The organism is Streptomyces sp. NPDC051913 (assembly GCF_044593635.1).
Taxonomy (GTDB): domain Bacteria; phylum Actinomycetota; class Actinomycetes; order Streptomycetales; family Streptomycetaceae; genus Streptomyces.
On the sequence record NZ_JBIUCI010000004.1, the window covers coordinates 501,223 to 525,209 of the forward strand.

Annotated in this window: 24 protein-coding genes; 12 read left to right on the forward strand and 12 right to left on the reverse strand. The window is 70.9% G+C overall.

What is annotated here, in order from left to right; genetic code table 11:
* Window positions 1–7: 7 nt before the first annotated feature.
* From urtE to ACIHIX_RS14860, 6 genes are all read right to left on the reverse strand, one after another.
* The gene (gene urtE, locus ACIHIX_RS14835; protein ID WP_399955617.1) at window positions 8–700 is read right to left on the reverse strand and encodes an urea ABC transporter ATP-binding subunit UrtE; all 693 of its coding nucleotides are present in this window, start codon (window positions 698–700) and stop codon (window positions 8–10) included.
* Window positions 700–1,455, reverse strand: coding sequence for an urea ABC transporter ATP-binding protein UrtD (gene urtD / locus ACIHIX_RS14840; protein ID WP_399954915.1), 756 nt, complete (start codon window positions 1,453–1,455; stop codon window positions 700–702). Before urtD ends, urtE begins: the two co-directional genes overlap by 1 nt.
* A complete protein-coding gene (gene urtC / locus ACIHIX_RS14845; protein WP_399954917.1) occupies window positions 1,452–2,540 on the reverse strand; it encodes an urea ABC transporter permease subunit UrtC in 1,089 nt (362 codons plus the stop codon). Before urtC ends, urtD begins: the two co-directional genes overlap by 4 nt.
* The gene (urtB, locus tag ACIHIX_RS14850) at window positions 2,537–3,433 is read right to left on the reverse strand and encodes an urea ABC transporter permease subunit UrtB (protein ID WP_399954920.1); all 897 of its coding nucleotides are present in this window, start codon (window positions 3,431–3,433) and stop codon (window positions 2,537–2,539) included. The genes urtC and urtB overlap by 4 nt, the downstream gene beginning before the upstream one ends.
* Window positions 3,434–3,495: 62 nt before the next feature.
* Complete coding sequence (gene urtA, locus ACIHIX_RS14855) at window positions 3,496–4,764, reverse strand: urea ABC transporter substrate-binding protein (RefSeq protein ID WP_399954923.1); 1,269 nt, start codon at window positions 4,762–4,764, stop codon at window positions 3,496–3,498.
* A gap of 206 nt (window positions 4,765–4,970) precedes the next feature.
* Window positions 4,971–6,083, reverse strand: a complete 1,113-nt coding sequence (locus tag ACIHIX_RS14860; RefSeq protein ID WP_399954925.1) for a substrate-binding domain-containing protein — start codon at window positions 6,081–6,083, stop codon at window positions 4,971–4,973.
* A 78-nt stretch (window positions 6,084–6,161) separates the two neighbouring features.
* On the opposite strand from ACIHIX_RS14860, the gene ACIHIX_RS14865 reads away from it, so the two are divergent.
* The 5 genes from ACIHIX_RS14865 (at window position 6,162) to ACIHIX_RS14885 (ending at window position 12,061) form a co-directional block, all read left to right on the forward strand.
* Window positions 6,162–6,599: a MarR family winged helix-turn-helix transcriptional regulator gene (locus tag ACIHIX_RS14865; protein ID WP_399954927.1), complete on the forward strand. Its 438-nt coding sequence runs from the start codon at window positions 6,162–6,164 to the stop codon at window positions 6,597–6,599.
* Window positions 6,600–6,654: 55 nt separating this feature from the next.
* On the forward strand, window positions 6,655–8,064 hold the full coding sequence (locus ACIHIX_RS14870) for an aldehyde dehydrogenase family protein (protein WP_399954929.1): 1,410 nt from the start codon (window positions 6,655–6,657) through the stop codon (window positions 8,062–8,064).
* Window positions 8,065–8,229: 165 nt separating this feature from the next.
* The gene (locus tag ACIHIX_RS14875; RefSeq protein WP_399954931.1) at window positions 8,230–8,484 is read left to right on the forward strand and encodes a hypothetical protein; all 255 of its coding nucleotides are present in this window, start codon (window positions 8,230–8,232) and stop codon (window positions 8,482–8,484) included.
* Between the two features lie 243 nt (window positions 8,485–8,727).
* Window positions 8,728–11,112, forward strand: a complete 2,385-nt coding sequence (locus ACIHIX_RS14880; RefSeq protein ID WP_399954933.1) for a phosphoketolase — start codon at window positions 8,728–8,730, stop codon at window positions 11,110–11,112.
* A gap of 55 nt (window positions 11,113–11,167) precedes the next feature.
* The gene (locus ACIHIX_RS14885; protein WP_399954935.1) at window positions 11,168–12,061 is read left to right on the forward strand and encodes an aldo/keto reductase; all 894 of its coding nucleotides are present in this window, start codon (window positions 11,168–11,170) and stop codon (window positions 12,059–12,061) included.
* Between the two features lie 20 nt (window positions 12,062–12,081).
* Here the strand turns inward: ACIHIX_RS14885 and ACIHIX_RS14890 are convergent, their stop codons facing one another.
* Window positions 12,082–12,540, reverse strand: a complete 459-nt coding sequence (locus ACIHIX_RS14890) for a pyridoxamine 5'-phosphate oxidase family protein (protein ID WP_399954938.1) — start codon at window positions 12,538–12,540, stop codon at window positions 12,082–12,084.
* Between the two features lie 330 nt (window positions 12,541–12,870).
* Here ACIHIX_RS14890 and ACIHIX_RS14895 point away from each other — a divergent pair, with 330 nt between their 5' ends.
* Together ACIHIX_RS14895 and ACIHIX_RS14900 are read left to right on the forward strand one after the other, a co-directional pair.
* Window positions 12,871–13,263, forward strand: a complete 393-nt coding sequence (locus tag ACIHIX_RS14895) for a VOC family protein (protein ID WP_329332088.1) — start codon at window positions 12,871–12,873, stop codon at window positions 13,261–13,263.
* Window positions 13,264–13,309: 46 nt separating this feature from the next.
* Complete coding sequence (locus ACIHIX_RS14900; RefSeq protein ID WP_399954941.1) at window positions 13,310–14,374, forward strand: adenosine deaminase; 1,065 nt, start codon at window positions 13,310–13,312, stop codon at window positions 14,372–14,374.
* Here ACIHIX_RS14900 and ACIHIX_RS14905 read toward each other — a convergent pair.
* The 3 genes from ACIHIX_RS14905 to ACIHIX_RS14915 form a co-directional block, all read right to left on the reverse strand.
* A complete protein-coding gene (locus ACIHIX_RS14905; RefSeq protein WP_399954944.1) occupies window positions 14,362–14,871 on the reverse strand; it encodes a DUF664 domain-containing protein in 510 nt (169 codons plus the stop codon). The two genes, ACIHIX_RS14900 and ACIHIX_RS14905, sit on opposite strands and share 13 nt — an antisense overlap.
* Before the next feature lie 26 nt (window positions 14,872–14,897).
* Complete coding sequence (locus ACIHIX_RS14910; RefSeq protein WP_399954947.1) at window positions 14,898–16,385, reverse strand: carotenoid oxygenase family protein; 1,488 nt, start codon at window positions 16,383–16,385, stop codon at window positions 14,898–14,900.
* 68 nt (window positions 16,386–16,453) lie between these two features.
* Window positions 16,454–17,371 (reverse strand): LysR family transcriptional regulator, encoded by a 918-nt coding sequence (locus ACIHIX_RS14915; protein WP_399954950.1) that lies wholly within the window; start codon window positions 17,369–17,371, stop codon window positions 16,454–16,456.
* A gap of 151 nt (window positions 17,372–17,522) precedes the next feature.
* On the opposite strand from ACIHIX_RS14915, the gene mgrA reads away from it, so the two are divergent.
* Window positions 17,523–18,518 (forward strand): L-glyceraldehyde 3-phosphate reductase, encoded by a 996-nt coding sequence (gene mgrA / locus ACIHIX_RS14920; RefSeq protein WP_399954954.1) that lies wholly within the window; start codon window positions 17,523–17,525, stop codon window positions 18,516–18,518.
* 10 nt (window positions 18,519–18,528) lie between these two features.
* Here the strand turns inward: mgrA and ACIHIX_RS14925 are convergent, their stop codons facing one another.
* Both ACIHIX_RS14925 and ACIHIX_RS14930 read right to left on the reverse strand, forming a co-directional pair.
* Window positions 18,529–18,804 (reverse strand): DUF1905 domain-containing protein, encoded by a 276-nt coding sequence (locus ACIHIX_RS14925; protein WP_399954956.1) that lies wholly within the window; start codon window positions 18,802–18,804, stop codon window positions 18,529–18,531.
* Window positions 18,805–18,882: 78 nt separating this feature from the next.
* The gene (locus tag ACIHIX_RS14930; protein WP_399954959.1) at window positions 18,883–19,266 is read right to left on the reverse strand and encodes a nuclear transport factor 2 family protein; all 384 of its coding nucleotides are present in this window, start codon (window positions 19,264–19,266) and stop codon (window positions 18,883–18,885) included.
* 344 nt (window positions 19,267–19,610) lie between these two features.
* On the opposite strand from ACIHIX_RS14930, the gene ACIHIX_RS14935 reads away from it, so the two are divergent.
* The 4 genes from ACIHIX_RS14935 to ACIHIX_RS14950 all read left to right on the forward strand — a co-directional run bounded on the left by ACIHIX_RS14935 (window position 19,611) and on the right by ACIHIX_RS14950 (window position 23,986).
* Window positions 19,611–20,021 carry a hypothetical protein gene (locus ACIHIX_RS14935; protein WP_399954961.1) on the forward strand — a complete coding sequence of 137 codons (411 nt, stop codon included), beginning with the start codon at window positions 19,611–19,613 and terminating at the stop codon, window positions 20,019–20,021.
* A gap of 71 nt (window positions 20,022–20,092) precedes the next feature.
* Window positions 20,093–22,429, forward strand: a complete 2,337-nt coding sequence (locus ACIHIX_RS14940) for an FHA domain-containing protein (RefSeq protein ID WP_399954964.1) — start codon at window positions 20,093–20,095, stop codon at window positions 22,427–22,429.
* A complete protein-coding gene (locus tag ACIHIX_RS14945; protein WP_399954967.1) occupies window positions 22,429–23,010 on the forward strand; it encodes a hypothetical protein in 582 nt (193 codons plus the stop codon). The genes ACIHIX_RS14940 and ACIHIX_RS14945 overlap by 1 nt, the downstream gene beginning before the upstream one ends.
* Window positions 23,000–23,986: a serine/threonine-protein kinase gene (locus ACIHIX_RS14950; protein WP_399954970.1), complete on the forward strand. Its 987-nt coding sequence runs from the start codon at window positions 23,000–23,002 to the stop codon at window positions 23,984–23,986. The genes ACIHIX_RS14945 and ACIHIX_RS14950 overlap by 11 nt, the downstream gene beginning before the upstream one ends.
* Window position 23,987: the final 1 nt, after the last annotated feature.

Genomic DNA, 23,987 nt, shown 5'->3' on the forward strand with positions numbered 1-23,987 from the left:
GAGCCGCCTACACGCTGAGCGCCTCCCGGACAGCGAGCTCGGACTCCTTGCCGCCCTCGCCGGACGAGGTCACCCGGCCCGCCTCCAGGACGTAGTACTTCTGCGCGGCCCGCATCGCGAAGCCGACATGCTGTTCGACCAGCAGCACCGAGAGCCCGCCACGAGCCGCGAGGGCGAGGATCGTCTCCTCGATCTCGGCGACCACCGACGGCTGGATGCCCTCGGTCGGCTCGTCGAGCAGCAGGATCCGAGGCTCCGTCACCAGAGCGCGCGCAAGGGCGAGTTGCTGCCGCTGACCACCGGAGAGCAGCCCGGCGCGACGGTTCGACAGCGCCCTGAGCGCGGGGAAGAGATCCAGCGCCGCCGCCACCGCCTCCTTGCCGCGTCTGCGGCCGTCGGCGACGAGTTGGAGGTTCTCGGCGGTGGTGAGGTGCGGGAAGGACTGCTGGCCCTGGGGGACGTACGCCATCCCGCGCGCGACCCGCTCGTGCGGCCTGCGGCGGGTGATGTCCTCGCCGTCCAGGCGGATCGTCCCGCCGACCGGGGTGAGCAGACCCACGGCGGCGCGCAGGAGCGTGCTCTTGCCCGCGCCGTTGTGCCCGAGCACGGCGACGACACCGTCCTGGGGGAGGTCCACCGACACCCCGTGCAGGACCGTGCTGCGGTGGTAGCCGACGCGGACGTCCTCGATCTGGAGCATCATGCTTCCTGCACCTCCAGGGTGTCGTCCTCGACGTGCCCGAGGTACACCTTCTGCACCTCGGGATCCGCCTGCACCTGCGCCACCGTGCCCTCGCTGAGCACCTTGCCGGCGTGCAGCACGCTGACGCTGCGCGCGAAGGAGCGCATGAAGTCCATGTCGTGCTCGATGACGACGACGGTGCGCTCCTCGCTGATCCGCCGCAACAGCTCGCCGGTCGCCTGCCGTTCGTCATGGCTCATGCCGGCCACCGGCTCGTCGAGCAGCAGCAGCCTCACGTCCTGCACGAGCAGCATCCCGATCTCCAGCCACTGCTTCTGGCCATGGGCGAGGGTGCCGGCGGGGGAGTCGGCGAGATCGGTGAGGCCGACCGTCTCCATGGCCCGCGCGACGGACTGCGGTACGTCCTTGCGCCGCCGCAGCATGGTCCACATGCCCCGGCCCGCGCCGGCCGCGATGTCCAGGTTCTGCAGCACCGTCAACTCCTCGAAGACGGTGGCGGTCTGGAAGGTCCGCCCGATCCCGGACCGCGCGATCCGGTGCACGGCCCGCCCGAGCAGCTCCTCGCCGCCGAACCTCGCCGAGCCCTCCGCCCTCACCAGCCCGGTGACCGCGTCGACCAGGGTCGTCTTGCCCGCGCCGTTGGGCCCGATCAGGAACCTCAGATCGCCCGGGGCGACGTCCAGGTCGACCCCGTCCACGGCGGTGAACCCGTCGAAGGTCACCCGCAGTCCGCGTATCGCCAGCTCGCTCATGCTGCTTCTCCCACCGGGATCACGGCCGACTTCTTCTCGGGGGCCGCCCTGCGCCTCCGTACGAACACCGCGAGCGAGGCCAGCCCGCCCGGCAGGAAGGCCAGCGCCACGATGAACAACAGCCCCTGGAAGTAGGTCCAGGCGGCCGGGAACTCCTCGGACAGCGCCGTCTTGGCCCAGGCGACCGCGACGGCACCCAGCACCGCGCCGGCCAGGCTGGCCCGGCCGCCCACCGCCGCGCCGATCACGAACTCGATGGACGGGACGATGCCGATCAGCGCGGGCGAGATGATCCCGACCGCCGGTACGAACAGCGCGCCCGCGAGGCCCGCCATGCCGGCGGCGACGACATACGCGACGAGCTTGACGTTTGCCGGGTCATAGCCGAGGAAGCGCACCCGCTCCTCCGAGTCCCGTACCGCGACGAGGAGTTCGCCGTACCGGCTGTTGATCAGCTGCCGGGCGAGCGCGATGAGCAGCAGCAGCGCGGCGGCGATGACGAAGTACACCATCCGCTGGTTGACCGGGTCGTCGAGGTCGTAGCCGAAGAACCCCTGGATGTCCGTGAGCCCGTTGGTGCCGCCGGTGGTGGCCTGCTGCCCGATCAGCCAGATGGCCAGCGCGGCGGCGAGCGCCTGGCTGAGGATCGCGAAGTAGGCGCCCTTGACCCGGCGCCGGAAGATGAACAGGCCGAGCAGCGCGGCGACGGCCATCGGCAGCAGCACGGTCGCCGCCAGCGCGAACAGCGGGTTCTCGAACGGCTTCCACCACCAGGGGAGTTCGGTGGCGGTGCCGTACAGCTGCATGAAGTCGGGCAGGTTGCCGGGACCGGCGTCGGCGATCTTCAGATGCATCGCCATGGCGTAGCCGCCGAGCCCGAAGAACACGCCCTGCCCGAGCGTCAGCAGCCCGCCCCGGCCCCAGGCCAGACAGATGCCGACGGCGACCATCGCGGTGCACAGGTACTTCGCGAGCAGCCCGAGCCGGAAGTCGGACAGCGCGAGCGGCGCGACGGCGAACAGTACGACGGCGGCCCCGGCGAACCCCGCCCAGGCACGCGCCGAACGGCCTTTCAGCAGACTCATACGAGACTCCTCGTGCGCAGCGTGTACAGCCCCTGGGGCCGCCACTGGAGGAACGCGACGATCGCGACGAGCACGAGCACCTTGGCGACGCTGACGGTCGTGGAGTACTCCAGGACCGACTGGAGCACGCCCAGCACGAAGGCCACGATGACCGTGCCCTTGAGCTGTCCGATGCCGCCGACCACGATCACCAGGAAGGCGTCGATGATCACGTTGGTGCCCATCGTCGGACCGATCGGCCCGACCAGCGTCAGCGCGACCCCGGCGACGCCCGCGAGCCCGGACCCGATGAAGAACGCCGTGCGGTCCACGGTCGAGGTCGAGATGCCGGACACCTCGGCGAGATCCCGGTTCTGCACCACGGCCCGGATACTCCGGCCCAGCGGCGTCAGGCGCAGCGTCAGCGACAACGCGACGACCGCGGCGATCGCCAACCCGAGGATGAACAGGCGGCTGTTGGCGAAGGTGAGCGGGTCGTCCCCGCCGATGACCGTGATGTTCCCGGTCAGCCAGTCCGGCGCCCGCGTCTGGACATTGGGCGCGCCGAAAATGTCCCGGGCGAGTTGCTGGAGCATCAGCGAGACGCCCCAGGTGACGAGGAGCGTGTCGAGTGGCCGTAGATACAGGCGGCGTATCAAGAGCCATTCCAGCAAGGCGCCCAGCGCGCCCGAGACGAGAAAAGCGACGGGAAGCGCGACGAGAAGTGAAATTCCCGCGCTCGAAATGGACTTCTGCAGGACGTACGTCGTGTAGGCGCCCGCCATGATGAACTCGCCGTGGGCCATGTTGATGACGTTCATCTGGCCGAAGGTGAGCGAGAGGCCGAGCGCGATGAGCAGCAGGACGGCACCGATGCTGATGCCGGTGAAGGTCTGACCGAGGATCACGGTCACGAGGCGGCTCCGATGGACGGCCGCCGCGGGGCCCTGAGGACCCCGCGGGGGATGACGGTCGGTCAGGAGAGGCCGGAGGCCCAGGAGTAGCCCTTGAGGAACGGGTCCGGCTTGATCGGCTTGCCGGAGTTCCAGACCTCCTTGATCTGGCCGTCGGTCCCGATCTCGCCGATGCGGGCGGTCTTGTAGACGTGCTGCGAGGCGCCGTCGACGGTGACCTTGCCCTCGGGGGCGTCGAAGGTGATGCCGTCGGAGGCGGCCTTCACCTTCTCCGGGTCGAAGGACTTCGCCTTCTCGACCATGGCCTTCCAGAGGTAGACCGAGGTGTACGCGGCCTCCATCGGGTCACTGGTCGGCTTGTCCTGGCCGTACTTGGCCTTGTACGCCTTCACGAACTCGGCGTTCGCCGCGCCCGCGGTGGTCTGGTAGTAGTTCCAGGCCGTCAACTGGCCCGCCAGATACTGCGTTCCGATCGACTTGACCTCCTCCTCGGCGATCGACACCGAGACGACCGGCATGGTCTTGGCGGTCAGGCCGGCCGACTTGTACTCCTTGAAGAAGGCCACGTTGGAGTCGCCGTTGAGGGTGTTGAAGACGGCGTCCGCCTTCGACGCCTTCACCTTGTTGGCGATCGTGGAGAACTCCGTGGAGCCCAGCGGCGCGTAGTCCTCACCGAGGATCGTCATGCCGTTGGCCTTCGCGTACGCCTTGATCTCCTTGTTGGCGGTACGCGGGAAGACGTAGTCGCTGCCGACCAGGTAGATCTTCTTCAGGCCCTTGGACTTGAGGTAGTCGAGGCCCGGGACGATCTGCTGGTTGGTGGTCGCGCCGGTGTAGAAGATGTACGGGGACTCCTCCAGGCCCTCGTACTGCACCGGGTAGAACAGCAGCGACTTGTTCTTCTCGAAGACCGGCTTGACGGCCTTGCGGCTGGCCGAGGTCCAGCAGCCGAAGGTGGCCGCGACCCCGTCCTCCTTGATGAGCTTCTGCGCCTTCTCGGCGAACGTCGGCCAGTCGGAGGCGCCGTCCTCGCTGATCGGCTTGATCTTCTTGCCGAGGACGCCACCGGAGGCGTTGATCTCGTCGATCGCGAGCTTCAGCGAGTCGCGGACGGTCACCTCGCTGATCGCCATCGTGCCGGAGAGCGAGTTGAGCAGGCCGACCTTGACCGTGTCGCCGCTGACGTCGATCTTCGCCGCCTTGTCGGACGACGAGCCGGCCGCGTCGGTCTTCGCGCCGCACGCGGAGAGCGTCACGACCGCGGTGAGAGCGGCGCCTGCGACGAGGAAGCCACGGCGAGGAACACGGGAACTGCGGGAACCGCTGGACAAACCAACCCCCTAGGGTGAACGGCCTGCTGAAGTGCGGTCCACAGACTCAAGTCCCGCTGTTTCCGGGGTGTTTCGCGGGACTTTCCCGGAGGCAACAAAAAACGCCTCGCACGGCATGTGAGATGCATTCAGAAACTGAATTCACAATTCGCCCGAGGCATTCTAATTACTTTCTGTGGGAAGTATCTTGGCGTGCTGGGGGCATGTCAAGAGCGGGAACCGTGGAGATCGAGCTCGGTGAGGACGTCGAAGTCCAGCCCGTCGGCGCGCGCCAGGTAGATCCGCTGGCGCACATGCCGGCCCCGCAGGTGGAGCAGTCCGCGCGGTCCCTCGTACGACACGCCTGCGGCCGCCGCCCCGATCGCGGTCACGTCCAGGGTCCCGGCCCGCCTCAGCAGCGCGGCGAGCAACAGGACGCCCTCGTAACAGGATTCGCCGAGACTGCCCAGTGCGGGCGCCTCGATGCCGTACCGGCCGGCGTACCGGCCGTGGAGATCGAGGGTGTCCTGGTTGGCGAGCGAGGCGAAGAACCCGGCCGTGCTGTACAGGTCCTCGGTGGCCGAAGGGCCGCTCGCCATCAGCATGTTCTCGTCCATGAGCGTGCTCAGTCTGAGGCAGCGGTCGTGCAGACCGTAGGCCGCGAACGCCCGGTTGAAGCGCACCGCGTCGCTGCCGACCAGCAGCATCAGCACGCCGTCGGCGTCGGAGCGTTCGATGCGGCGCAGGACGGGCTCGAAGTCGTGGGTGCCGAGCGGGAGGTAGACCTCGCCGCCCACGACGCCGCCGGACTCATGGGCGTATCCGTGCGCCGCCCGTGCCGTACGGCGTGGCCACACGTAGTCGTTGCCGACGACGAACCAACGGCGCACCCCGCGCTCGTGCGCCAACAGACCCATCGCGGGGCGCAGTTGGTCACGCGGCGTCTCGCTCGTCAGGAACACCCCGGCCGTGTGCTCGCCGCCCTCGTACAGGGCGGTGTAGACGTACGGCACCCGATGGGCGATCCTCGGCGCCAGTGCCTGCCGCACCGAGGAGATGTGCCAGCCCGTGACGCCCTGCACCGCCCCGAGGTCCACCAGCGCCTCGACATGGTCGGCGATCTCACGCGGCGACCCGCCCCCGTCGACGGGCAGCAGCCTCAGCTCCCGCCCGAGGACCCCGCCCGCCCGGTTGACCTCCTCGGCGGCCAGTTGCGCACACAACTCGCAGGTGGGCCCGAAGATCCCGGCCGGCCCCTGCATCGGGAACACGAGGGCCACACCGAGGACGGAGTCGTCGGCCGTGAACCACTCGGGCGCGGGGGGATCGTGCCGGAACATGGCGTCATGATTTCCGGTCCGCCCGGTGAACTCCAGCCTGTCTCATACGATGTACACACCCCGTGACCTAGGAGCGCGATGCCCACCTCATCCCCGCGTCAGCCCCGCGACCTGGTGCGGCTTCTGACCCGGGCCGAGCGGCTGGTGGCCCGCCGCCTCCAGGCGGCCCTCGACGAGGAGGGCTGCTCGCTCGACGCCTGGCGGGTGCTCGGGCTGCTCTCCGACGGGCAGGGTCACCACATGACGGCGATAGCCGAGGCCGCGTTCCTGCCGCCGCCGACCCTGACCAAGCTCGTCGACCACCTGGTCGACCAGAACCTCGTCCACCGCCGGGTGGACCCGCAGGACCGGCGGCGCATCCTCGCCCACCTCACCCCCCGCGGCCAGGAGTACTGGCGCCGGATCGACCGCGCGGTCCGCGCCGACTGGCCCGCGCTGAGCGAGGGGGACGAGGAACTGCTGCGGGGACTGCTGGAACGGTTGTCGGGGACGCTGGACGCGTCCAGCCGAGTGTGAACGCCGGATAGCGGAAAGTTACCTACGTGGTCAGGGAATGCGTTCCGGTGCAGTAATGGTTGGCGTTTACATCCAACCGTCGAACGCATCCACCCGTCGAGGCCGCGCCCAGCGGCCCGCGCAGCACCAGCGAGGCACCGTGAACCAGCAGCCCACCTCCGAGCAGCCCGCCGACGTCGTGGCCCGTCTGCGCGCCACGTTCCGCACCGGCCGCACCAAGCCCCTCGCCTGGCGTACCGGCCAGCTGCGCCGGCTGCGCGAACTGCTCACGGAACGCGGCGCCGAACTGGCCGCGGCCCTCCACGCCGACCTGGGCAAGAGTTCCACCGAGGCCTACCGCACCGAGATCGACTTCACGATCCGCGAGATCGACCACACCCTCGACCACCTGGAGGAGTGGCTGCGCCCCGAGTCCGCCCCGGTCCCGGCGCACCTCGGCGCCGACGCGAGCGCCTGGACGCAGTACGACCCGCTCGGCGTCGTCCTCGTCATCGCCCCCTGGAACTACCCGGCCCAGCTGCTGCTCGCCCCGGTCGTGGGCGCCCTGGCCGCGGGCAACGCCGTGGTCGTCAAGCCGAGCGAGCTGGCCCCCGCGACCTCGGCCGCGCTGGCCCGGCTGCTGCCGGAGTTCCTCGACACCGAGGCCTTCGCGGTCGTCGAGGGCGGCATCCCGGAGACCACGGCCCTGCTGGCCGAGCGCTTCGACCACATCTTCTACACCGGCAACGGCGTCGTCGGCCGGATCGTCATGCGGGCCGCCGCCGAGCACCTCACGCCGGTCACCCTCGAACTCGGCGGCAAGTCCCCGGCGTTCGTCGACCCCGACGCGGACCTGGCCGTCGTCGCCGACCGGCTCGCCCGCGGCAAGTTCCTCAACGCCGGTCAGACCTGCGTGGCCCCCGACTACGTCCTGACCGACCCCGAGACCGCGGCGGCGCTGGAGCCCCTGCTCACCAAGGCGGTCCAGGCGGTGTACGGCACCGACGCGTCCGTCTCCGGCGAGTACGGCAGGATCGTCAACGAACGCCACTTCGACCGGCTGACCGGCCTGCTCGACTCGGGCCGCGTGGTCGTGGGCGGCGACACCGACCGCTCGCAGAAGTACATCGCCCCGACCGTCCTGGCCGACGTCGACCCGGCGTCGCCCGTCATGCAGGAGGAGATCTTCGGTCCGATCCTGCCGATCGTCACCGTGCCGGACCTCGACCAGGCGATCGACTTCATCAACGACCGCGACAAGCCCCTCGCCCTGTACGTCTTCGCCGAGTCCGAGGCCACGCGCGCCCGCCTCGCCGCCGAGACCTCCTCCGGCGGCCTCGGCTACGGCCTCCCGCTCGCCCACCTCACCGTCTCCGACCTGCCCTTCGGCGGCGTCGGCGAGAGCGGCATGGGCAACTACCACGGCCGCTACTCGATCGAGACGTTCAGCCACCGCAAGGCGATCCTCGACAAGCCGCTGGGCTGAGACGCCGGCGCGAGCCGACGGGCCGGACCCGCATCACCCCGTACCGGACGAGATCCGGTCGTCGGTGTGACGGTGCCGGTCCAGCCCGACGGCCGAGAACTCGTCCTCCCCGAGGCTCCTGCGCGCACCGAGCCGCCGAAGTGCCTGTGAGACAGGGCTGACGGCGTGCGATCCGCGCCGCGCGGGTGTCTCCAGGGCCCCCAGGGCCAAAGAGCCGCCGACCCGGACCGCGGCGCGCTGCTCGCCGACGCCTCCGAAATACTCCGCCTCGACGTGGCGACGGGGCCGGCGGCGGACCACTGGGCGAGCAGCCCCTCGAAGCCGCCGGGCAGCTTCCAGAACCCGAGGGCGCCCGTGGCTCCGCCGTCCGTGACGGCGTCGAAGGCCGCATCGGTCATCGGCAGCAGCGACAGCCCCTGAAGAAACGGCACCACGTGCGTGCCGGGGACGTCCCGCGACGCCGCACGCAGCAACTCGTCTCCCGCGATCGCAGCCTGCAAGGTGTACGCCACCCGAAACCTCCGCCCCCTATCCACCCGTCTCCCCGCATGTGGCCCGGTCGGCCCTGTCGGGTACCCGGCGCGGCGGCGAAGCTGGACGGCAGGCGCCGCCCACCCGTACTCGCCCGAGATCCAGTTGCCTCGACCCGGAAGGGGACCCCCGATGTCCGCCACCACCCGGCACTCGCCCGGCGTACTCACGGACGAGGAGCTGACCTCCCTGGACGCCCACTGGCGCGCCGCGAACTACCTCGCCGTCGGCCAGATCTACCTCATGGCCAACCCCCTGCTGACCGAGCCCCTGCGCCCCGAGCACGTCAAGCCGCGGCTGCTCGGCCACTGGGGCACCTCGCCCGGTCTGAACCTCGTCCACACCCACCTCAACCGGGTGATCAAGGCCCGCGACCTGGACGCCCTGTGCGTGTGGGGACCCGGCCACGGCGGCCCCGCGGTGCTCGCCAACTCCTGGCTGGAGGGCTCGTACAGCGAGACCTACCCGGACATCACCCGGGACGGGCCCGGCATGGCCCGGCTGTTCAAGCAGTTCTCCTTCCCCGGCGGCGTCCCCAGCCACGTCGCCCCCGAGACCCCCGGCTCCCTCCACGAGGGCGGCGAACTCGGCTACTCCCTCGCGCACGCCTACGGCGCCGCCCTCGACAACCCCGGCCTCCTGGTCGCCTGCGTCATCGGCGACGGCGAGGCCGAGACGGGCCCGCTGGCCGCGTCCTGGCACTCGAACAAGTTCCTCGACCCCGTCCACGACGGCGCCGTCCTGCCCATCCTCCACCTCAACGGCTACAAGATCGCCAACCCGACCGTCCTCGCCCGCATCCCCGAGGCCGAACTCGACTCCCTGCTCAGGGGATACGGCCACGAACCGCTCCACGTCACCGGCGACGACCCGGCCACCGTCCACCGCGCCATGGCCGAGGCCCTGGACACCGCGCTCGACCGCATCGCCGCCCTCCAGCACGCCGCCCGCGCGCAGGGCGCCGCCGAACGTCCTCGCTGGCCGATGATCGTGCTGCGCACCCCGAAGGGCTGGACCGGCCCCGCCGAGGTCGACGGCCTCCCCGTGGCCGGCACCTGGCGCTCCCACCAGGTCCCCCTGTCCGCCGTACGCGACAACCCGGACCACCTGCGGCAGTTGGAGACATGGTTGCGCTCCTACCGCCCCGAGGAACTCTTCGACGAACAGGGCCGTCCGCGCCCCCACCTCCTGACGCATGTCCCGCAGGGACCGCACCGCCTCGGCGCCACCCCGCACGCCAACGGAGGGCTCCTCCTGCGGTCGTTGCCCCTGCCGCCCCTGGAACGGTTCGCCGTCCCCGTCGACAAACCCGGCGCCACCCTCCACGAACCCACCCGGGTCCTGGGCGAGTTGCTCGAACACCTCATGCAGGCCACCGCCGAACGCCGCGACTTCCGCCTCGTAGGCCCCGACGAGACCGCGTCCAACCGCCTCCAGGCCGTCTACTCGGCCAGTGGCAAGGCATGGCAGGCCGACACCTACGAGGTCGACGAACATCTCGACCGGCACGGCCGGGTGATGGAGATCCTCTCCGAACACACCTGCCAGGGCTGGCTGGAGGGCTACCTCCTCACCGGCCGCCACGGACTCTTCTCCTGTTACGAGGCCTTCGTCCACATCGTCGACTCGATGGTCAACCAGCACATCAAATGGCTGCGGGTCACCCGCCGGCTGCCCTGGCGAGCCCCCATCGCCTCTCTCAACTACCTGCTCACCTCGCATGTCTGGCGCCAGGACCACAACGGGTTCTCCCACCAGGATCCCGGCTTCGTCGACCACATCCTCAACAAGAGCCCGGAAGCGGTACGGGTCTACCTTCCGCCGGACGCCAACACCCTCCTCTCCGTCGCCGACCACGTGCTGCGCAGCCGCGACTACGTCAACGTCGTCGTCGCCGGCAAGCAGCCCTGCTACGACTGGCTCTCGATGGACCAGGCCCGCATCCACTGCGCCCGCGGACTCGGCGTCTGGGACTGGGCGGGCACCGAGGACGGCAGCCGCGAACCCGACGTGGTGCTCGCCTGCGCGGGCGACGTCCCCACCCAGGAGACGCTGGCCGCGGCCCAGTTGCTCCGCCGCCACCTGCCCGACCTCGCCGTCCGCGTGGTGAACGTGGTCGACATCGCGCGACTGATGCCGAGCGACGAACACCCGCACGGGATGAGCGACTTCGAGTACGACGGGCTCTTCGCCCCCGGCAAACCGGTGATCTTCGCCTATCACGGCTACCCCTGGCTGATCCACCGCCTCGCCTACCGCCGCACCGGCCACCCCCATCTGCACGTGCGCGGCTACAAGGAGATCGGCACCACGACCACCCCCTTCGACATGGTCGTGCGCAACGACCTCGACCGCTACCGCCTCGTCATGGACGTCATCGACCGCGTCCCCGGCCTCGCCGTCCGCGCCACCGCCGTACGCCAGGAGATGGCGGACACCCGGCTGCGCCACCACGAGTGGATCCGCGAGCACGGCACCGACCTGCCGGAGGTGGCGGACTGGACCTGGGACGGCTGATCCATGAGTCCGTAAAGGGGTCGTCCGCCGTGGAACCCTGTGTGACACTCCACCGATGACCTCCGAAACGATCACCGCGGACGCCGCGGGCACCTGGAAACTCGGCGACCTGTCCGTCAACCGCCTCGGCCTCGGCGCGATGCGGCTGACGGGCAGCGCCGCCTTCCACCACGGGACACCGAGCGACCGGCGCCAGGCGATCGCCGTGCTGCACAGGGCGATCGAACTCGGTGTCAACCACATCGACACCGCGGCCTTCTACTTCTCCGCCCTGCGCTCGGCCAACGAACTGATCAACACCGCGCTGGCCCCGTACGCCGACGATCTCGTCATCGCCACCAAGGTCGGCCCCTTCCGCGACTGGACGGGGGAGTGGGGCACCTCCGCCCGCCCCGAGGACCTGCGCGGCCATGTCGAGGAGAACCTGCGCCAGTTGGGCCGCGACCACCTCGACGTCGTCTACCTGCGCCGCATGCGCCAGGACTCCATCGCCGACCACTTCGGCGCCCTCGCCGAACTGCGCGAGGCCGGCCTGATCCGCCACCTCGGCCTCTCCGCCGTCAGGCCGCGCCATCTTGCCGAGGCGCAGACCATCGCCCCCGTGGTCAGCGTGCAGAACCGATACGCCCTGGACCACCCCGACGAACTGCTGCGCATCTGCGGTGAACAGGGCATCGCCTACGTCCCGTTCTACGCGGTGGCCGGTGACGCGGGCGAACACGGCGCCACGGCGAACCACGACACCGAGGTGCTCGCCATCGCACGGGCACACGGCGCGAGCCCTGCCCAGATCCGTATCGCCTGGACCCTGCACCAGGGCCCGCACCTGCTCGCCATCCCCGGCACCGGCAACCCCGACCATCTGGCCGAGAACGTGGCGGCGGGCGTGATCCCGCTGACCGACGACGAGCTGGCCCGCCTCAACTCCCTGCACACACGGGCCGGTTGATCAGCCCCGTAACCGGCGCCTCACACGACCCACACCCCGTCCCGCATCAGATACCGGCCCCGCATCTCGTGCTCACCGTGGCGCGCCTGCACCGTGCGCGGACGCACCCGGAACCAGACGTACGGCAGGCTGTCCGCCCGTGGATCCCAGCCGGTCTTCGCGCGGAACGCCTCCGCCGCGGCCGACGGCACCGTGTCCGCCGCGTACATCTGCGCGTCTCCGTCGAGCAGCACCACGTCCTGCGTGTCCCCGAGCGCCAGCCGGGCCGGTCCGGCGTCCGACAGATTGCGGCCGGTCGGCGTGCTCAGGCGCGTCGCCAGCCAGACGGCCTCCCCGTCCCACAGGAACCAGAGGGGGACCAGACACGGGAGCCCGTCGGCGTCCGCCGTGGCCACCCAGACGTCCATCTCCTGATCAAGCCGGGCGAGAAGCTCGCGCTTGCGCCGTTCGGGTTCGCGGGGCTGCTTGCTGATCTCCATCACCGGGACGCTATCCGGCCCCGCCCTTAGCCGCATCGGACCGCGGTCCTAGGTCGTGTCCGCATAGTCCCGCCTGCTGGGAGCCGCCATGCACGCACTCTCGCCGCACCGGGCACGAACCCACGTACAACCAGTACGCGGGTTCGTGCCCGGCACGCCGAGAGCACGCACCTGACGCCGCCCGGCCCGCCCTCCGGGCGGACGACGGGACTTTGCGGACACGACCTCGGGCTGAGGCCCCGGTCGTGGGCCCCGCCGCGGAATGCGACTGGCGTCCGGCGAGTTTTACGTATAACCTCTCCGGCTAATCCCACGCCCCGAAAGGCCCCGATGAGACGCATCGCCCTGGTCACCCTCGTCGTCGACGACTACGACGAGGCGATCCGCTTCTACACCGAGGCCCTCGGCTTCCGGCTCGTCGAGGACGCCCCGCGGCCCGGCGGCGCCCGCTGGGTCGTCGTGGAACCCGGCACGGAGGGAAGCGGCACCGGCCTGCTGCTCGCCCGCGCCAAGGACGACGCCCAGCGCGGTCGGGTCGGCGACCAGACCGGCGGGCGCGTCGGGTTCTTCCTGCACACCGACGACTTCGCCCGCGACCACGCCCGGATGGTGGCCGCCGGCGTGACCTTCCTGGAGGAGCCGCGCCACGAGGCGTACGGCTCGGTGGCCGTCTTCCAGGACCTGTACGGCAACCGCTGGGACCTGCTCCAGCCCGCCGACTGACCCCCCGCTCCGCCGTTCCGCCCCAGCTCCTCAGAAAGACCTCGCCATGACTGCTACGCGCGTAGACCTCGATGTGATCCGCCGCCTCCCCAAGGCCGTCCTGCACGACCACCTCGACGGCGGCCTGCGCCCCGCCACCGTGGTGGAGCTGGCCGCCGAGGTCGGACACACCCTGCCCACCACCGACCCGGACGAGCTCGCCTCCTGGTACTACGACGCCGCGAACTCCGGTGACCTGGTCCGCTACATCGCCACCTTCGAGCACACCCTCGCCGTGATGCAGACCCGCGAGGGCCTGCTGCGCACCGCCGAGGAGTACGTGCTCGACCTGGCCGCCGACGGCGTGGTCTACGGCGAGGTGCGCTACGCCCCCGAGCTGAACACGCGGGGCGGGCTCGCGATGAGCGAGGTCGTCGAGACCGTCCAGGAGGGCCTCGCCGCGGGTATGGCCAAGGCCGCCGCGGCCGGGACGCCCGTCCGGGTGGGCACGCTGCTGTGCGGCATGCGGATGTTCGACCGCGTCGCCGAGGCGGCCGACCTCGCCGTCGCCTTCCGTGACGCCGGCGTCGTCGGCTTCGACATCGCCGGCGCCGAGGACGGCTTCCCGCCCGCCGACCACCTCGCCGCCTTCGAGCTGCTGCGCCGCGAGAGCGTGCCGTTCACCATCCACGCCGGCGAGGCCCACGGCCTGCCCAGCATCCACCAGGCCCTCCAGGTCTGCGGCGCCCAGCGCATCGGCCACGGCGTCCGCCTCACCGAGGACATCGTGGACGGCAAGCTCGGCCGCCTCGCTGGCTGGGTCCGCGACCGCCGGATCGCCCTGGAGATGTGCCCCACCTCCAACCTCCAGACCGGCGCCGCCACCTCGATCGCCGAGCACCCGATCACCGCGCTCAAGGAGCTGGGCTTCCGCGTCACGCTCAACACCGACAACCGGCTGGTCTCGGGCACGACCATGACCCGTGAGATGTCCCTGCTGGTCGAGGAGGCGGGCTGGACCGTCGAGGACCTGCGCACGGTCACGGTGAACGCCGTCAAGAGCGCGTTCATCCCGTTCGACGAGCGCAAGGCCCTCCTTGAGGACGTCGTCCTGCCGGGCTACGCGATCTGAAGCAGTCCGCGCAGGTAGGCGGCCTGTCCGACGTGCTGGAGATCGTCGGACAGGACGCTGACCAGCCGTACGCCCAGGGTGACCGGCGGATCCCAGCGGGTGTCCACGACCCGTTCCAGGTCCGCCGCGGTCACCCCGCGCAGCGCCTCAAGGCTCTGGGCGTGGACGGCGTCGTAATAGCCGGTCAGCAGCTCGGCGGAGTCGACCCGCACCTTCGCCACCTGCGCGGAGGTGTGGCCGTACCCGTGGTCGCGGGGCGGCAGGTCGAGGCCGAAGCGCTTCTCCCAGTCCTGGGTCAGCCACACCTGGTCGAGCCCGAAGGCGTCGGCCATGTGGTCGTCCTGGACGCGGGTGAGGTGCCAGACCAGCCAGGTGACGGAGTTGGCGTCGGGGCCGGGACGGTGGTTGAGGTCGTCGGGGGTCAGGCCCTCGACGGCGGCATGGACTTCTTCCTGGATGCGGCTGAAACCGTCGATGAGGATGTCCTTGGCATGCATGCCCTCCACCATCGCATCCGCGGGCCTCACGCGTCCGGGATCCAGCTCCCGTGGAAGCCGAGCGGCACTCGCCCCGGCAGCTGGATCCGGGCGACCGGCTCGCCGGTGAAGTCCTGGGCGGCGAGGATCACCAGGTCCGACGCCCCGCGGTCGGGATCGTGGACGTACGCGATCGCGTACCCGTCGTCCTCGGCCGTGGCGTGCTCACGCGGCACGAACACGGCCTCGCTCGCCGCCGCCCCGCGCGGCAGCCGGTGGACCTCGGTCGTGCCGCGCAGCAGGTCGTGCTTGATGAGCCCGTTGCGGAACGCCCGGTCGGGCGGATTGCCGTCGACCGCCATGTAGGCCGGCGCCATCTCGCCGAACGCAGCCGAGTAGCCGTAGCGGTGCCGCCGGGACACCAACCCCTCGTTCACGCGGGGGAACTCCTGCGGGCGGTCATCCAGGGTCCGGGTCCGCACGCGCCCGTGGCGCAGGTCGATCGTCCAGCGGTCGAGCCGGGGCGTGCCGGCCCCGTAGGGGCCGCCCGAGCCCTTGCCCGCGACGAAGAAGGGGGCGTCGAAGTTCGTCATGTCGACGACGATGTCCGCGCCCTCCTCGTAGGCGTTGAGGGTGTGCGAGTAGTAGACCGGGTCGACCTCGAACCAGCGCACGGCACCGCCCTTGCGGGGCAGCACGCCGACTCGCGCCGGATGCCGGTCGTTCCAGACGTACGGGACGATGTCGCCGCGCTCGGCGCCCGCCGGGTCGAAGGTGACCGGCATGTCGAGGATGACCACGTGGTGCTCGGTGAGGGCGAAGTCGTGGATCATCGGCGCGTCCGCCACCGGGATCCTGGTGGTACGGGACACCCGGCCCGTCGGGTCCACGACCAGGTGCCGTACGTGGTCCCAGGTCGGGTAGTAGGCGATGGCGTGCAGTTCACCGGCGTGGACGTCGAACTTGGTGTGCGCGGTGAGCGGACCCTTCAGGGTGCCCCGGAAGTCGTACGTCCCGACGGTGTTGAGCTCGTCGTCGAGTTCGTACGGCAGCGGGCCGCTCTCCTGGAGCGTGAGGATCCGCCCCCGGTACGGGATCACATGGGTGTTGCAGGGGAAGTCGTCCGGCGGAACCGGACCGGGGTAGGGCTCGCCGAGCTTCCCGGCCACCTGGGAGGAGCGCACCCAGCGGTTGCGGTACCACTCGGCCCGGCCGTCGCGCAGCCGGACGCCGTGGACCATGCCGTCGCCGAGCATCCAGTGGTGGGCGCGCGGGTCCTCCAGGCCCAGGACGTTGGGGCCGTTGCGCAGATAGCGGCCGTTGAGCTCGCGCGGGATGCGCCCGGTCACCGGCAGGTCGAAGGCCGTCAGTTCCTCCGTGACGGGCTCGAACGCGCCCTCCAGGAAGGGGAAGCGGCGTGCCGTGGGCGCCTGGGGAGCGGCGACCGCCGCCCCCGTTCCCGCGCCGGCCAGTCCGCCCGCCGCCGCGAGCGCCGCCGCGCCGCGCAGCACGTTCCGTCGTGTGGGGTCCGTCATCTCCGTACTCCTGACCGCAGTTGTCGTGAGGGGGACGCTCATGAGTCTGCGGTGGGAGACGGGCCCGGTCAGGAGGGGTGAGCCCCGTCCTGGGGTGTACCTACGCCCCCTGTTTCCAGCAGCGCCATCAGGGCCCGCGCCGCCGGGCTGGTGGCCTGCTCCGGCGGCAGCAGCGCGACCGTCTCGTACACGATCTCCCCGGTGCCCTTCACCGGCAGCGCCGTGAGGGACGGGCGCTTGTGCCGGAAGTGGCGCGGTACGACGGCCACGCCGAGGTTCTCGTCCACCAGGTCCAGAAGGCTGTGCACGTCGTTCACCTCCAGCGCGACCGCCCGGCGTACGCCCGCCGCGGCGAACGCCGCGTCGGTGGTGCGGCGCGGGCCCCAGTCCGGGTGGAAGTCGACGAAGACCTCGCCCCCGAGATCCTCCGGGGTCACGGCGGCACCGGTGCGCGCCAGCCGGTGGTCCGGATGGCACAGGACGGTCATCGGCTCCCCGGCCAGTGGTACGACCCGTAGCTGGTCGGTGTCCTCCTGGGCCGTCCGCACCGCGAAGGCCAGGTCCAGGCGTCCGGCGGCGACCTCCTCGGCGAGCGCGCCCGAGCCGGCCTGCCGCAGACAGATCTCCACGTCGGGGTGCTGTCGGCGGAACGCGGCGAGCAGCCCCGCCACATGCACTCCGGCGATGCACTGCTCGGACCCGAGAGCGAGCATCCCGCGCAGGACGCCCTGGACCGCGGCGACCGCCTCGTGGGCCGCCCGCACCTGCGCCAGGATCCGCTCCGCCTCGCCCAGCAGCGCCCGCCCGGCCGGGGTGAGCGTCACCCGCCGGGTCGTGCGCACGAACAGCGGGGTCTGCAGCTCCCGCTCCAGTGCCCGGATCGAGGCGGACAGCCCCGACTGGGAGACCAGCAGCCGCTCGGCGGCCCGGGTGAAGTGCTGATCCTCGGCGACCGCGACGAAGTGCTGGAGATGGCGGAGTTCCATGACGTGGAAGCCTACTCAGAAACGCGTCCGCTGAATTCCATCGGATTCTTCTGTTGGACCAATGCGCCCAGGTCACGAAAGAGTGGATACCGGCTCTCGGTCATCTGCTCAGAGCCCCTCGGGAAACCGTGCCAACCCCTCTGGAGTCGCGTTGTACACCGCACACCCCGACCGCTACTCGGACATGCCCTACCGGCGCACCGGACGCAGCGGTCTGAAGCTTCCCGCGATCTCGCTCGGCCTGTGGCACAACTTCGGCCCCGCGGACCGCACCGTCGAGACCCAGCGCGCGATCCTGCGCCGCGCCTTCGACCTCGGTGTCACCCACTTCGACCTCGCCAACAACTACGGCCCGCCGCCCGGCGCCGCCGAGTCCGCGTTCGGTGAGGCCCTGAAGTCCGACCTCGCCGCCTACCGCGACGAGCTGATCATCTCCACCAAGGCCGGTTATCTGATGTGGCCCGGCCCGTACGGCGAGTGGGGCTCCCGCAAGTACCTGCTGTCGTCGCTGGACCAGAGCCTGACGCGGATGGGCCTGGACTACGTCGACGTCTTCTACTCGCACCGCCCCGACCCGGAGACTCCGCTGGAGGAGACGATGGGCGCCCTGCACTCCGCCGTGCAGCAGGGCAAGGCGCTCTACGTCGGCATCTCCAACTACTCCGCCGAGCAGACCCGCGAGGCCGCCCGCATCCTGGGCGAGCTGGGCACCCCGCTCCTCATCCACCAGCCGCGCTACTCGATGCTCGACCGGCGCCCCGAGGACGAGGGCCTGCTGGACGCCCTGGACGACCTCCAGGTCGGCTCCATCGTCTTCTCCCCGCTGGAGCAGGGCGTGCTCACCGGCCGTTACCTCGACGGCATCCCGGAGGACTCGCGGGCCGCGAGCGACAGCCCGTTCCTGAACTCCGACGCCCTCACCGAGGACCTGGTCACCCAGCTGCGCGAGCTGAACGACATCGCCAAGTCCCGCGGCCAGACCCTGGCCCAGCTGGCGCTGGCCTGGGTCCTGCGCGGCGGCCGGGTCACCTCCGCCCTCGTCGGCGCGAGCAGCCCGCAGCAGATCGAGGACAGCGTCGGCACGATCCGCAACCTCGACTTCGACGCCGAGGAACTGGCCCGCATCGACGCGGTGATCAAGAAGTAGGGCTCTTCGCTCAGAGGCGTTCCTGGAGGCGGACGGTCACGGTGTCGCCCGCCTCCTTGCCGATGGCCCTGCGCACCTCCGCCTTCACCGGCAGCTTGTGCCGGCCGTCGCCCAGGGCCATGAAGGAACTGCGGAACGGATGCCCGTCGATGGTCCCGCTGACCTTGACCAGCCCGCGGGTCCCGAAGAACGCGACGGACTCCGGCCAGACCAGGAAGGTCCAGCCGCCCTCGCTCGGGCTCTTGACCAGCTCTGCGGTGAACTGCTGGTCGATCTTCACGGTCATGACATCCGCCTCTCGCTCGTGGTGACCTCTCGTTCAGGAGACCGCCACGAGCGGGAGAACTCATCGCGGGCCGCCGTCTCACATCCCGTCGGGCACCCGGTCCAGGAAGCCGTACACCTGCCGGATGCGCCCCTCGCCGTCGAGGGCGATCACGTCGGAGCCCGCGACGGGCGCGCTGCCGTCGGACTCGTTCACCAGCTCCCAGGAGAAGCGCGCGGTGTCGTGATGGCCGTCCACGGCCCCGGTGGGGCGGAAGACGAACCCCGGGAACTGCTCGTGGACCGCCGCGATGAGCCCGGCGATCCCCTCATGGCCGCTGACGTCGGCCAGGGGGTCGGTGTAGCCGCCGTCCGCGGCCCAGGCCGCCGCCACCGCTTTGGTCAGCGTCTCCTGGTCGTCGGCGTTCCACGCCTCGAAGTAACGGGCTACGGCGCTCTCGTGGCGGTCGGTGGTCGCGGACATGGGGCATCAGCCTCCGTCGAGGTCGAATCTGCTGGTCAGGTCCCGGATCTCGGTCACGCCGACCCGGTACCGCAACCATGCCCGCACCACCTCGGACCGTCGATTACCCCTCGGGTAATCGACGGGGGCCGCATTTCGGCCAACTCCCGCGGTGAATATGCCAGGAGAGTGGCCAAAAAGTCGTGGTGACAGTGTTTCAGTAGTGAACATACTCAACTGACAGGGCATTCACATCCAGCGAGGATGCCATCACACACCGCACATGAACCGCGGTACCCGCCGCACCAGAGCCGCACCGAAAGCGAGGCCAGCCGAGAGGCACACTACGCACCGGGGGAGTGAACGTGCACGACGAATTCCTGTGCCATGTCACCGCGTACGGAACCTGCGGAGGGCAGCGCATCGGCGTACCGCTCGGCAGCTACCGGGCCCCCACCCTCGCCCTCGCCCTGTGGTGGTTACGGGACCGGGCGTCCTGGATCGCCGAGCGCCTCGACCCGCAGCCCGAGATCAGCCGCATTCCGCAGAGCGCGCTCGTCCCCGTCGCCCCCTCCGCCCCCGACGTCCCGGCCGTACTCCGTGCCTGGTGCGGGGACGCCGCCCAACAGGAGCTCGTCGCCGAGGAGTTGGCCGCCGGACGGTTGATCCGGATCGCCACCAGCGACGACACCACCGAGTACGAGCTGCTCGCCGAGTCGGTGGACGCCCTGCGGATGCAGCGCACGATCCCGGCCCTGGTCGTCTCCGTCGGCTGAGGCGCCCCGCGAGTTCATCGGGCCACCTCGCCCAATAGGCGCACATCTGGACGAATCGATAGAATCTCGGCATGGCAGAGCGGTCGAGCGCCCCGGCTGCGCCCGAACTCGTCCTGGAGACCGAGACCGGCTCCACCGTGATGAGTCCGGGCCACGACTACCACGTCGGACGCGACCCCCTGAGCGACATCGTGATCGACGACGCCCGCGTCTCCTGGCACCACGCGGTGCTGCGGCCCGAGGCCGATCACTGGACGCTGGCCGACGAGCACAGCACCAACGGCACCTACGCCGACGGCTTCCGGATCGACGAACGCGACGTCGGCCCCGGCTGTGTGATCCGCTTCGGCAGCCCCTCCGACGGGCCGCGCGTGGTCCTGGTCGCCCCGGAGCGCCCCTCGGCCGTGGCCGCCGTGTCGATGCCCGCCCTCACAGGCACCTTCCGGCAGCCCACCACCGTCCGCCCGCTGCCCACCCGCACCGTCCGCATCGGCCGCGCCGACGACAACGACCTGGTCATCGACGACCTCGTCGTCTCCCGCCGGCACGCCGAGCTGCGCGCCCTCCCCGACGGCGGCTACGAGATCGTCGACCTCGGCAGCCACAACGGCACCTACCTGAACGGCGCCCCCGTCACCCGCGCCCCGCTCGGCCCCGGTGACGTCGTCGGCATCGGTCACTCGGCGTTCTGCCTGGTCGGCGACGAGTTGCAGGAGTACGTCGACACCGGCGAGGTCTCCCTCGACGTACAGGATCTGAGCGTCGCCGTCGACCACGGCCGCAAGACGCTCCTGGACCAGGTGTCGTTCCCGGTCGGGGAGAAGTGCCTGCTCGCGGTCGTCGGCCCGAGCGGCGCCGGAAAGTCCACCCTCCTCGGCGCCCTCACCGGCCAGCGCCCCGCCGACCACGGCACGGTGCTGTACGACGGCCGTGACCTCTACCGCGACTACGCCGAGCTGCGCCAGCGCATCGGCCTGGTCCCGCAGGACGACATCCTGCACGCCCAGCTCACCGTCCGCGCCGCCCTCACCTACGCCGCCGAACTGCGCTTCCCCCAGGACACCGCCAAGGCCGAGCGGCAGGCGCGGGTCGAGGAGGTCATCGGCGAGCTGGGCCTGGAACAGCGCGCCGACCAGCCCGTGCACAGCCTCTCCGGCGGCCAGCGCAAGCGCGTCAGCGTCGCCCTGGAACTGCTCACCAAGCCCTCGCTGCTCTTCCTCGACGAGCCGACCTCGGGCCTCGACCCCGGCATGGACCGCTCGGTGATGCACATGCTCCGAGGACTCGCCGACGACGGCCGGACCGTCATCGTCGTCACCCACAGCGTCCTCAGCCTCGACGTCTGCGACCGGTTGCTCGTCCTCGCGCCCGGCGGGCGGATCGCCTACTACGGCCCGCCCGAGGACACCCTCGCCTACTTCGGTTACCGGCAGTGGCCGGAGGCCTTCGAGGCCTTCGAGCGGGACCAGGACCGGGACTGGGCCGGGCAGTTCCGCGCCTCGCCCTTCCACCGGCAGTACGTCGCCGACGCCACCGGACAGCCCCGGGTGCCACGATCCGGCCCCGTCGTGATCACCCCGCCCCCGCGCCCCCGCAGCCGCGGCGCCCAGCTCGGCACCCTGATCCGCCGCTACGCGACCGCCCTCGGCGCCGACCGCACCTTCCTCGCCATCATGATCGCGCTGCCCTTCGTGATGGGGGCCATGGCCCGCGCCCTGGCCGGCAGCAAGCTGACCCAGGAGACGGCGATGAACGCGCTGCTGATCCTGTGCGTCGGCGGCGTGCTCACGGGGGCCGCCAACGCGGTCCGCGAACTGGTCAAGGAACGCTCCATCTACCAGCGCGAGCGGGCCGTGGGCCTGTCCAGATCGGCGTACCTGATGTCGAAGATCGTCGTCCTGGGCACGGTCACCGTCCTCCAGGCCGTGGTCCTGACCCTGGTCGCCCTCCTCGGCGTGGACCTCAACGCACCCGGCGGCGAAGGCGTGTTGATGCCGCCCCTTGTCGAGATCACCGTGGCCGTCGCCCTCCTGGCGTTCACCGCGATGATGCTCGGCCTGCTGATCTCCGCGCTGGTCCGCAAGGAGGAGGTGACGATGCCGCTCCTGGTGCTGCTCGCCATCGTCCAGGTCGTGTTCTGCGGTGCCCTGTTGAAGCTGGACGGAGTGCCGGGCCTTGAGCAGCTGTCCTGGCTGGTGCCCTCGCGGTGGGCGCTCGGCGCGATGGCCGGCACGGTGGGGCTCGCCCGGATCGTGCCCGGCGAACTGACCGCCGATCCGCTGTTCCGGCACTCCGCGAAGATCTGGCTGCTCAACGTGGCGATGCTCGTCGTGCTGTCGGCCGTCTTCGGATACGCGGTCTCCCGGCTGCTGCGCCGCCATGAACCGGCCGTCCTGCGGAAGTCATGATGACCACCCCCGGCTTCCGGCCCACCCATGTCGTCCCCCAGCACGGCATGCCCGCCTGGGAGGCCCCCGACCCCGCCCGTCCCACGGTGCCCTTCGACCCGCTGCTGCCGGTCCAGCTCGTGGAGCGGCGTGGCGACTGGGGGCACGTCCTGTGCGCCAACGGCTGGTCGGCCTGGGTCGACGGCCGCTATCTGGTCGCCGTACCCAAGGACCCACCCCTCGCGGACGCGCCCCTCGCCCACACCGCCGACCCCCGTCCACTGCTCGCCCGCGCCGACGAGACGCTCGCCCGCTACCGCTCCGCGGTCGAGGAACTGGCGGGCGGCGGCCTGGACGGCGAGGCATTCCAGAGCCGCACCCGGGGCCTGCGGATCGGGGTCGTCGTCGACGGGGAGTCGGTCTGGCTGTACGACGCCCAGCACGGCCGCTGGGTCTACGCCGACGGCACCCGGCTGAGCACCTACGCCGCCGAGGACGCGCCGCGCGCCGCCGCCGGGGACCACGGAGACACCGCGCCGCGCGCCAAGGCCGGAAACCCCGGACACGCCCCCACCCAGGTCGTGACGCCCGATGGCCCGTGACACCAGCCTCTTCTCCGGGCGGCCCTCCGAGCTGATCGGGCGGCAGATCGCCGGCTACCGCATCGAGCGGGAGATCGGCCGCGGCGGCATGGCCGTCGTCTACCGCGCCCGCGACCTGCGGCTGGACCGCACGGTCGCGCTCAAGCTCCTCGCCCCCGAACTCGCCCGCAACGACACCTTCCGCCGGCGCTTCACCCATGAGTCGCGGGCCGCCGCCGCGATCGACCACCCGCACATCGTGCCGGTCTTCGAGGCGGGCGAGACGGACGGCGTCCTGTACATCGCCATGCGCTACGTCGAGGGCAGCGACCTGCGGCACCTCCTGGACCGGCAGGGCCCCTTGGCGCCTGCGGTGGCGCTGCGGATCGCCGCCCAGATCGCCTCCGCGCTGGACGAGGCCCACGACCACGGGCTGGTCCACCGGGACGTGAAACCCGGCAACATCCTGATCGCCCGGGGCACCGACAGCGACCACCCCGAGCACGCCTATCTCACCGACTTCGGCCTGACCAAGAAGTCCCTGTCCCTGACCGGCTTCACGACGGTCGGCCAGTTCGTCGGCACCCTCGACTACGTGGCCCCCGAGCAGATCTCCGGCAAGCCCGTCGACGGCCGCTGCGACGTCTACGGCTTCGCCTGCGTCGTCTACGAGACCCTCGCGGGCCGCCCCCCGTTCCGCCGCGACGACGACATGGCCCTGCTCTGGGCCCACCAGTACGACGAGCCGCCCCCGCTGACCGAGTCCCGGCCCGATCTGCCGCCCGACCTCGACACCGTCTTCGCCAAGTCCCTCGCCAAGAGCCCCGACGACCGGCACGCCACCTGCCTCGCCTTCGTCGCCGCCCTGCGCCTGGCCGCGACCGGCGCGAGCGCCGGCCACGCACCGACGGAGGTCGCGATGAAGACCGTGGAGCCCCAGCAGAAGGCGCCGAAGCAGCCACCACCGTGGGCGCAGCCGGTGTTCCGGGGCGGCTAGG

Bases quoted from the DNA above. Each gene is read 5' to 3' on its own strand.
- ACIHIX_RS14900 (WP_399954941.1), top strand. From the start codon at position 13,310: ATGACTGCTACGCGCGTAGACCTCGATGTGATCCGCCGCCTCCCCAAG.
- ACIHIX_RS14905 (WP_399954944.1), bottom strand. From the start codon at position 14,871: ATGCATGCCAAGGACATCCTCATCGACGGTTTCAGCCGCATCCAGGAA.
- urtD (WP_399954915.1), bottom strand. From the start codon at position 1,455: ATGAGCGAGCTGGCGATACGCGGACTGCGGGTGACCTTCGACGGGTTC.
- ACIHIX_RS14940 (WP_399954964.1), top strand. From the start codon at position 20,093: ATGGCAGAGCGGTCGAGCGCCCCGGCTGCGCCCGAACTCGTCCTGGAG.
- ACIHIX_RS14860 (WP_399954925.1), bottom strand. From the start codon at position 6,083: ATGTTCCGGCACGATCCCCCCGCGCCCGAGTGGTTCACGGCCGACGAC.
- ACIHIX_RS14925 (WP_399954956.1), bottom strand. From the start codon at position 18,804: ATGACCGTGAAGATCGACCAGCAGTTCACCGCAGAGCTGGTCAAGAGC.
- urtE (WP_399955617.1), bottom strand. From the start codon at position 700: ATGCTCCAGATCGAGGACGTCCGCGTCGGCTACCACCGCAGCACGGTC.
- ACIHIX_RS14930 (WP_399954959.1), bottom strand. From the start codon at position 19,266: ATGTCCGCGACCACCGACCGCCACGAGAGCGCCGTAGCCCGTTACTTC.
- ACIHIX_RS14910 (WP_399954947.1), bottom strand. From the start codon at position 16,385: ATGACGGACCCCACACGACGGAACGTGCTGCGCGGCGCGGCGGCGCTC.
- ACIHIX_RS14880 (WP_399954933.1), top strand. From the start codon at position 8,728: ATGTCCGCCACCACCCGGCACTCGCCCGGCGTACTCACGGACGAGGAG.
- ACIHIX_RS14885 (WP_399954935.1), top strand. From the start codon at position 11,168: ATGACCTCCGAAACGATCACCGCGGACGCCGCGGGCACCTGGAAACTC.
- ACIHIX_RS14945 (WP_399954967.1), top strand. From the start codon at position 22,429: ATGACCACCCCCGGCTTCCGGCCCACCCATGTCGTCCCCCAGCACGGC.
- ACIHIX_RS14950 (WP_399954970.1), top strand. From the start codon at position 23,000: ATGGCCCGTGACACCAGCCTCTTCTCCGGGCGGCCCTCCGAGCTGATC.
- urtC (WP_399954917.1), bottom strand. From the start codon at position 2,540: ATGAGTCTGCTGAAAGGCCGTTCGGCGCGTGCCTGGGCGGGGTTCGCC.
- ACIHIX_RS14890 (WP_399954938.1), bottom strand. From the start codon at position 12,540: ATGGAGATCAGCAAGCAGCCCCGCGAACCCGAACGGCGCAAGCGCGAG.
- ACIHIX_RS14915 (WP_399954950.1), bottom strand. From the start codon at position 17,371: ATGGAACTCCGCCATCTCCAGCACTTCGTCGCGGTCGCCGAGGATCAG.
- ACIHIX_RS14870 (WP_399954929.1), top strand. From the start codon at position 6,655: ATGGTTGGCGTTTACATCCAACCGTCGAACGCATCCACCCGTCGAGGC.
- ACIHIX_RS14865 (WP_399954927.1), top strand. From the start codon at position 6,162: ATGCCCACCTCATCCCCGCGTCAGCCCCGCGACCTGGTGCGGCTTCTG.
- ACIHIX_RS14895 (WP_329332088.1), top strand. From the start codon at position 12,871: ATGAGACGCATCGCCCTGGTCACCCTCGTCGTCGACGACTACGACGAG.